Raw genomic sequence first — 2,663 nt, 5'->3', positions numbered from 1 at the left:
TTGTACAACACGACGAGAGAACGCCCACGGGACCGAGGAACGCAAGTTTCTTTATCCATGGCATCCCTGGGCCGGGCGTTGTGTTCACGTTCATGAGGTGATCGAGAAGGCTGACCGGGAGGTTTTCCGCTGCAGTCTCTCTGGCCACGCCTCCGATCGGTGGCTGGAGGTTCCGGCCTGGATGTTTGATCGCGCGGTCTGCACCGCGTGGCGCATTGCCGCTGCCCCACATGTCGATCCCAGAACGCTTGGCGTCTTGGTGACACTGCTGCAGGACGCGACGGCCAATTCCCACACCCCATCGCAATTGGAGGTTTCGGGCGCAGCATCGGATCCTCACGACGCGAATCGGGGAGAGGTCCATGCCGCGCCAGCCCACGACATATCAGTTCGATCTGTTCTCCAACCCGCACGATGCGGAGACCGCGCAGATGCCACCATGGCAGGCGCTGCCGGAAGAGACGCGCCTGACGCTGACAAAGCTGATGGTGCGCCTGATCCTCGACCACGTCGACGGCGAGCGCGCCGTTCCACGGGAGGAGGCACGCCATGATGCATGAGAAGATCCGGCCCCACCATCTGGAGCGAAAGGCGATCCTTTATGTGCGGCAGTCCTCGGCCCATCAGGTTCTGCACAATCGTGAGAGCAGCGCCCTGCAGTATGCGATGCGCGATCGCCTGGTCGCGCTCGGCTGGTCTTGCATCGAGACGGTCGATGACGATCTCGGCCGCTCTGCTGCTGGCGGTGTCGCGCGAGCGGGCTTCGATCGGATGGTCGCAGCAGTCTGTCTCGGCAAGGTTGGGGCGGTTGCGGCGCGGGAGGTATCGCGCTTCGCCCGCAACAGCCGCGACTGGCAGCAGCTCATCGAGATGTGCCGCGTCGTCGATACCGTGCTGATCGACCAGGAGACGGTCTACGCACCGCGCCAGGGCAATGACCGGCTGCTGCTGGGATTGAAGGGCAGTCTCAACGAGTATGAGCTCGATCTTCTGCGTCAGCGCTCCTTGTCGGCCCGCTATGAGAAGGCCCGGCGCGGTGAACTCGTCGTCGCTTCCCCGGTCGGCTTCGTGAAGGTCGGCGACCGGCTGGAGAAGGATCCCGACCGTCGCATGCAGGAGGCCATCACCCTTGTGTTTGACAAGGTGGCGGAACTCGGCAGTGCCCGCCAGGCCCTGCTCTGGTTCCTCGAACATGGGCTGGATTTGCCTGCCAAGCGCAACAATGGCGATGTGGTCTGGCGCAGGCCAAGCTATGCGACCATCCACCGAATGATCGAGAACCCGATCTACGGCGGCGCCTACGCCTATGGTAAGACTCGTGCTGCGTCGGGATATGATGCAACAGCCATTCGTTCGCGCAGCCGCCGTAAGGCGCGTGATGAATGGCTGGCGCTGATCCCGGGTGCACACGAAGGCTACGTCAGCTGGGAAAGGGCGGAAGCGATCCGCAAGATGGTGAGCGACAACGTGCCCACGAGCCGGCATCACGGGGCGCCCAAGCATGGCGACGCTCTGCTCGCCGGCCTTGTCCGCTGCCGGCGCTGCGGCCGCAAGCTGACGGTCCGCTACACGGGAACCAAGCACAACATTCCGCGCTATTCCTGCTGGCGTGGTCTGCTTGACAATGGCGAGCCGCGTTGCATCGCCTTCGGTGGACTACGCGTCGACGACGCCATCGAGGAAGCTCTTCTGCGGGTTGTCGAGCCGGCAGCGATAGCCGCGGCCGTCGAGGCCGAAGCGCAAGCGGCCAGTCGCCGCGATCAGGTCCGCGATGCTCTGATGCGCGATCGCGAGGCGGCACGCTACAACGCCGATCGGGCGTTCCGGCAATACGACGCCATCGATCCGCAGAACCGGCTGGTCGCGGCGGAACTGGAGTTGCGATGGAACCGGGCGCTTACGCGTGTCGGCGAGATCGAGAGCAGGATTGCCGCGCATGATGCCTCGACATCGGAGCCATCACTTCTGTCGCCAATACACGTCACCGCGCTCGCCGCCGATCTCAAGGCTGTATGGGCGGCGCCGACGACGGATGCAAGGCTCAAGAAGCGCATCGTTCGCACCGTCATCCGGGAGGTGGTCGCCGATATCGATGACGAAGCGTCAGAGATCGTTCTTCTGATCCATTGGGTTGGCGGCGTCCATACTGAACTGCGCCTGCCGAAGCGGCGCCGTGGACAGCGCAACAGCACGTCCGGCGATATCATCGCGGCCGTCCGCCAACTGGTGCTCATCGCCAATGATGATCTGATTGCTGGCATCCTCAACCGCAATGGACTGGTGACCGGCCACGGCAATCGATGGACACGCGAACGGGTCACCGCGCACAGGTCGCATCATAAGATCCCTGTCTTCCGGCCAGCGGCGGACGGCAAAGAGCCATGGCTTAACCTGAACAAGGCGGCGCGCCTTCTCGGCGTTGCACCGAAGACCCTCAGGCTCGCCGCCGAGGCGGGCGAGATCGAAGGCGTTCATCCTCTGCCGGATGGTCCATGGGTCTTCAGCCGATCAACGCTTGGCGAACCTGCGGCACAGCGCATCGTTCATCGCGCGCGGCAAAACCCAAAATACCCCACGGGATCGCATCCAGATCAGCAAAACCTATTCACTTCAACGACATAGACAGATGGGTGTTATGAAACAGGATTGTAGATGTGGCGCCA

The 2,663-nt window shown here is 63.1% G+C and carries 2 protein-coding genes; both read left to right on the top strand.

Features of this window, described 5'->3' with window-relative positions:
• The first annotated feature begins 362 nt into the window (after positions 1-362).
• On the top strand, positions 363-560 hold the full coding sequence (locus tag NKH90_RS34355) for a hypothetical protein (RefSeq protein ID WP_023722661.1): 198 nt from the start codon (positions 363-365) through the stop codon (positions 558-560).
• Complete coding sequence (locus NKH90_RS34350; RefSeq protein WP_352778912.1) at positions 550-2,622, top strand: recombinase family protein; 2,073 nt, start codon at positions 550-552, stop codon at positions 2,620-2,622. The genes NKH90_RS34355 and NKH90_RS34350 overlap by 11 nt, the downstream gene beginning before the upstream one ends.
• Positions 2,623-2,663 lie beyond the last annotated feature (41 nt).

It is taken from the genome of Mesorhizobium sp. M0898 (assembly GCF_040319695.1).
In the GTDB taxonomy this organism is placed as follows: Bacteria; Pseudomonadota; Alphaproteobacteria; order Rhizobiales; family Rhizobiaceae; genus Mesorhizobium.
This window is presented reverse-complemented; position numbering and strand designations above follow the sequence as displayed.